Raw genomic sequence first — 4,891 nt, 5'->3', positions numbered from 1 at the left:
GGCCCCAGTCGGCGCGCGCTTCAGCGGCGGTGGTGTCGTCGTCGGTCGCGGGGCCGGCGCGCTGCGCGCCGCGCCAGCGACCGTCGGCCGACGGGCCGCGCGGCAACACGCCTTGCAGGTGACCCTGCGCATCGGTCTCGAAGCGCAGCGCATGGCCCTGCTGCCGGCACCACGCGGCCAGGTGCAGGTCCCACGCGTCGGCGCGGCCGCGCACGCGCAGCTCGTCGCCATCGGCGAGGGCGGCCAGCGCGCGGCGCACCAGCAGCAACGCGCCCTGGTCCAGCGCCAGCGATTCAATATCGATAGTCGCTGGCAAGGATGCGGCCGTCATCGCTGTAGAACCGTTCGTCGTCGACTGCTCGCTCGAGCAGCGTGTAGCCGCTGGTGCGGCCGGTGCGCCACGCGCGCAGCCCCTCCAGCTCGAGCAGCGGACGCACCTCCGGATCGTCCCAGCGCATCGCGAGCAGCAGCGATGTGAAGCGGTCGATCAAGGCCGCCGGCGCGCCCGGGCTGGTCGTGAAGTTGCAGTGGTCGTAGGGATCGGTGCGCGCGATCACGCGCGTGCTGCCGGCCGGCAGCGTGCCGTCGAGGCCGAACGCGAGGTGGTTGCTGTCGATCAGGCAGCAGGCGTCGACCTCGCCGGCCAGCAGCGCGACGGCTGCATCGCGCTCGCCGCCGATGTGGTCGCCGTGCTTGCCGCCGAGCACGTCGAAGCGGCGCAGCGTGAAGTCGCGGCCGGCCAGCAGCCCGTGGCCGCGCAGCAGCCCGAGCGGGATCAGCGTGGCCTGCGGCGAATCGATCGCACCGGTGCCGACGCGCGTGCCGCGCAGGTCGGCGAGTGCCTGCAGCGGGCTGTCGGCACGCACGACGACCACCGAGCGCAGGTCGCAGTCGGTGTCGCGCATCGCGACCGCCTGCACGGCCTGGCCGCGCGCGCGGGCCAGGCGGTCGGCGCGCACCCACGCGAGCGGCGAGTTCCAGGCCAGGTGGATCGCGCCGTCGAACTGCGCCTCGACCTGGCGCTCGTAGTTGGAGTACAGCAGGTAGTCGAAGGCCAGGCCGTGGCGCGCGAAGAAGGCCTTGAAGCCTTCCCAGATCGTGACGACCTTGGGCGCGTAGGCCACGGCGCCCATGATCAAGGTGGAGTTGCTCATTGTCCTGGGTGTCCTTGGAGGCGAATGGGTCTGCGAATGCGTCGCCGGCATGGCGAACAGGGCTTCGACAGGCTCAGCCCGAACGGGGGATGCTCAGCCTCCGCATGGGGAGGGGTGAAGATTCCGTTCGCCATGAGCACATCAGGTCCTCGAAGGGACCCGGCGGTTGCACGGAAACCCCGTTCGCCCTGAGCAGGGACTGAGCCTGTCGAAGGCCCGTCCGTCGAAGGGTTGTGCCCGAAGCGCGCACGGCCTTCGACAAGCTCAGTCCGACCCTTCGACAGGCTCAGGGCGAACGGGGAGGGGCTGAGCCCGAACGGGGCGCAATGCGCCAGTCGGGCAGGGTGCACGAATCGGTCGCCGTCCATGTTCCGGATTCCTTCGACCCTGCGTCGCTCTCAGAACAGCGGCAGGCCGCTGATGGCCTTGCCGATGAAGTCGTACAGCACGTCCGAGGTCGGCGCCATCACGCTCGATGCGCGCGCGTCGCGGAACAGCCGCTCGATGCCCGCCTCCTTGCGGAAGGCCGCACCACCGCACACGCGCATCGCGGTATCGGTCACCTCCAGCGCGGCTTCGGCCGCGGCCGCCTTCACCTCCAGCACGCGCAGCATCGTGTCGGCGCGGCCACCGCCGATCGCCGCCAGCGTGTCGTCGACCAACGCCTGCACCATGTCGGCTTTGATGCGCGCACGGGCCAGGTAGGCGCGGATCGTCGGCAGGTCGGCCAGCGAGCTGTCGAGGTGCAGGTGGCGCGTCTGGCCGACGTGGCCGATCGCGCGCGACAACGCGCCTTCCATCAACCCGGCCGAGCACGACGCGCTGAGCACCGAGAACCACGGCAGCACCACGCCCATCATCGTGTCGAAGCCCTTGCCGTCCTCGCCCAGCCGGTCGGCCGCGGCGATGCGCACGCCGCGCGCGGTGATGGGCGTCGATGCGTTGCCGCGCAGCCCCAGCCCGTCGAACGCGCCGGGCTGGCTCAGACCGTCACTCTTGGCATCCACGAACCACAGCGTGCTCGCGCCTTCGGCCGCCAGCGGCTTGCTCGACCAGACGTAGCTGTCGGCCTCGAAGGCCGAGGTGACCCAGCTCTTGCGCGCGTCGAGCAGCACCGCGTTGCCTTCGGCGCGCGCGGTGCCGGTCGGCGCCCAGAAGTGGCTGCGCGAGTCGGCCTCGGAGAACGCGAGCGTGCTCAGGTGCCGGCCGCGCGCGATGGCCTCGCGGACGGCGGGCTGGCCGGCGGACTCGATCACCGCGACCGCGCAGTAGTGCATGCAGACGATCATCGCGGTCGACGGGCAGGCCTGCGCGAGGCGCGAGACGACCTGGCTGGCCTCCTTCAGCCCCAGGCCGAGCCCGCCGACCGCTGGGGCCGACACCAGGCCGAGCAGCCCGGCCTCGCCCAGCGCGGTGATCGTCTCTCGCGGAAAGCGTCCCTCTCGGTCCGTGCGCAGCGCGAGCGGCTCCACGGTGTCGGTGACGATGCGGGCGAGCGTGTCGATCGGGTCCATCGGGTCTCCTTGGCTACATCAACAGTTCATGCAAGGCCTGCAGCTGGCGGGTGAACAGTGCAGCGTCTTCCAGGCAGCGCAGGTCCAGCAGCAGCCTGTCCTGCGCGATGCGGCCGATCACCGGCTGCGGCAGCGCGCGCAGCGCCGCGGCGAGCGCATCAAGCGCCGAGCCGATGCCCTTCTTCGACGCACCGGCCGGCGCGAACGCCAGCCCGGCCGACGGCAAGCGCTCCACCGGCAGCGAGCCGGAGCCGATCTGCCCCATCAGCTCGACCACCTGCACCTCGAAGCGCGGCGCCACCGCGGTCGCGACCGCCGGCAACAGCCCCACGGCCATCGCGCGGATCGCGTCCGCCGGGCGCGTCAGCAGCCGCAGCGTCGGCAGGTCGTGCACCAGCCGCTCGGGCCGCAGGTACAGCATCAGCGTCGCCTCCAGCGCTGCCAGCGGCAGCTTGCTCATGCGCAACGCGCGCTTCATCGGGAACTTGCGGATGCGCGCGATCGCGCCCTGGCTGCCGACGATCAAGCCCGCCTGCGGCCCGCCCAGCAGCTTGTCGCCCGAGAACGTGACGACATCGCAGCCGGCCGCCAGCATCTCCTGCGGCAGCGGCTCGCGCGGCAGCCCGTACTGCGCCAGGTCGACCAGCGAGCCGCTGCCGAGATCGGTGGCCAGCGGCAGCCCGTGCGCATGCGCGATGCCGGCGAGCGTCGCCTCGTCGACCGCGTGCGTGAAGCCCTGCACCGCGTAGTTGCTGGTGTGCACCTTCATCACGAGGCCGGTGCGCGGCGTGATCGCGCGCTCGTAGTCCTGCGCGTGCGTGCGGTTGGTGGTGCCCACCTCGACCATCTCGGCGCCGGCGCTGGCCATCACGTCGGGCATGCGGAACGCGCCGCCGATCTCGACCAGCTCGCCGCGCGAGACGATCACCTCGCGCTCGCGCGCCAGCGCCGCGATCGTCAGCAGCACCGCCGCCGCGTTGTTGTTGACCACCGTCGCCGCGGCCGCGCCGGTGATCGTGCACAGCAGGTCCTCGACGATCGAATCGCGGTCGCCGCGGCCGCCCGACGCGAGGTCGTATTCGAGGTTGTTCGGCGCCGTCATCACCGCCAGCAGGTGCTGCAGCGCGCTGTCGGCCAGCAGCGCGCGGCCGAGGTTGGTGTGGATCACGGTGCCGGTCAGGTTGATCACCGTGCGCAGCCGAGGCGCGAGCTTGGCCTGCACGCGCGTGGCGAGCGCCGCTGCCAGCGCTGCGGGCTGCAGCGCGAGCGAGGCGAGCTCGCCGGCCACCGCCTGCGTGCGCAGACCGTCGAGCAGCGCACGCGCCTCGCCGGCCACCAGCGTGTGGCCGTGCGCGTCGAGCAGCGCGCGCGTGGCGTCGCTGCGCAGCAGCTTGTCGATCGACGGCAGGTCCTGCGGCCGGGCCCGCTCGCTGCGGTGCCCGTCTTCGCCCGACCCGCCGCCGTGAACCACGGACGTCTCGGGTCGGTCCATCAGCCGCCTCCGCCGTCGTCGCCGCTGGGGTCGTCGGGGTCGCCGAACAGCAGCATGAGGTTGACGCCGTGGCGCTGGAAGCCGGCCTCGCTGACCAGCAGGTCGAGCGTCACCGAGCCGAGGTCGTCGGCGACCGGTTCGACGAAGGCATCGCGTTCCATGTGGACGATCTTCAGGTAGTGCCCGCAGGCATCGCAGGTCTCGGCTTCGATCGCCGGCTTGGCGTCGGTGCTGTCGGTGCCCACGCGCTGCGGCGATTGGTAGTGGATGCCCTGGGTGCCCAGGCAGTGCGTGCATTTGATCCGCACCATGTGCCACTGTCCAGCGCAGAGCGCGCAGTGCAGGTAGCGAAAACCCGCATCGCCGCCGATGCGCGAGATGCTGGCCGTCGGCCGGCTGCCGCAGCAGGGGCACAGCGTCGCGTCGTCGGTGCGGCCGAAGGGCGGCAGGCGGTCGTCGCCGCGCGCCTGCTGCGTCGCGAGCACGAGGTGGATCCAGTACACCTGCAGCGCCGCGGCGATCAGCGGCGCGGCGGCCAGGTCCAGCCCGAGCATCACGCCGGTCAGCAGGCGGTCGGCCTGTTGATCGAGCCAGGCGTCGTCGCGGCTGCTGGAATCCTTCAGCGCACGCACCGCCGCCAGCGCGGGGCTGCCGGCCAGCCGCGGCAGCAGCGCATGGAGCAGGCGGCGCAGGCCGTCGCGCCAGGCCGGGTCGCGCGGCCAGTGCTCGGC

5 protein-coding genes are annotated in these 4,891 nt (G+C 72.2%); all 5 read right to left on the bottom strand.

Features of this window, described 5'->3' with window-relative positions; translation table 11 throughout:
* A partial coding sequence (locus ACXJLU_RS32715) for a sulfurtransferase TusA family protein (protein WP_457337904.1) occupies nt 1-316 on the bottom strand: 316 nt, incomplete at its 3' end.
* Nucleotides 294-1,154, bottom strand: coding sequence for a phosphate/phosphite/phosphonate ABC transporter substrate-binding protein (locus ACXJLU_RS32710; protein ID WP_457337903.1), 861 nt, complete (start codon nt 1,152-1,154; stop codon nt 294-296). The genes ACXJLU_RS32715 and ACXJLU_RS32710, both read right to left, overlap by 23 nt.
* A 398-nt stretch (nt 1,155-1,552) precedes the next feature.
* Nucleotides 1,553-2,668, bottom strand: a complete 1,116-nt coding sequence (locus ACXJLU_RS32705; protein WP_457337902.1) for an acyl-CoA dehydrogenase family protein — start codon at nt 2,666-2,668, stop codon at nt 1,553-1,555.
* 13 nt (nt 2,669-2,681) lie between these two features.
* Nucleotides 2,682-4,160, bottom strand: coding sequence for an L-seryl-tRNA(Sec) selenium transferase (gene selA, locus ACXJLU_RS32700; RefSeq protein WP_457337901.1), 1,479 nt, complete (start codon nt 4,158-4,160; stop codon nt 2,682-2,684).
* Nucleotides 4,160-4,891: formate dehydrogenase accessory protein FdhE (locus ACXJLU_RS32695; protein WP_457337900.1), on the bottom strand; the 732-nt coding region annotated here is incomplete at its 5' end. The genes ACXJLU_RS32695 and selA, both read right to left, overlap by 1 nt.

This window comes from Rhizobacter sp. P5_C2, from assembly GCF_054049715.1.
This window is presented reverse-complemented; position numbering and strand designations above follow the sequence as displayed.

Excerpts from the sequence above, each read along its gene's own strand:
- ACXJLU_RS32710 (WP_457337903.1), bottom strand. The coding sequence starts at position 1,154 with ATGAGCAACTCCACCTTGATCATGGGCGCCGTGGCCTACGCGCCCAAG.
- ACXJLU_RS32705 (WP_457337902.1), bottom strand. The coding sequence starts at position 2,668 with ATGGACCCGATCGACACGCTCGCCCGCATCGTCACCGACACCGTGGAG.
- selA (WP_457337901.1), bottom strand. The coding sequence starts at position 4,160 with ATGGACCGACCCGAGACGTCCGTGGTTCACGGCGGCGGGTCGGGCGAA.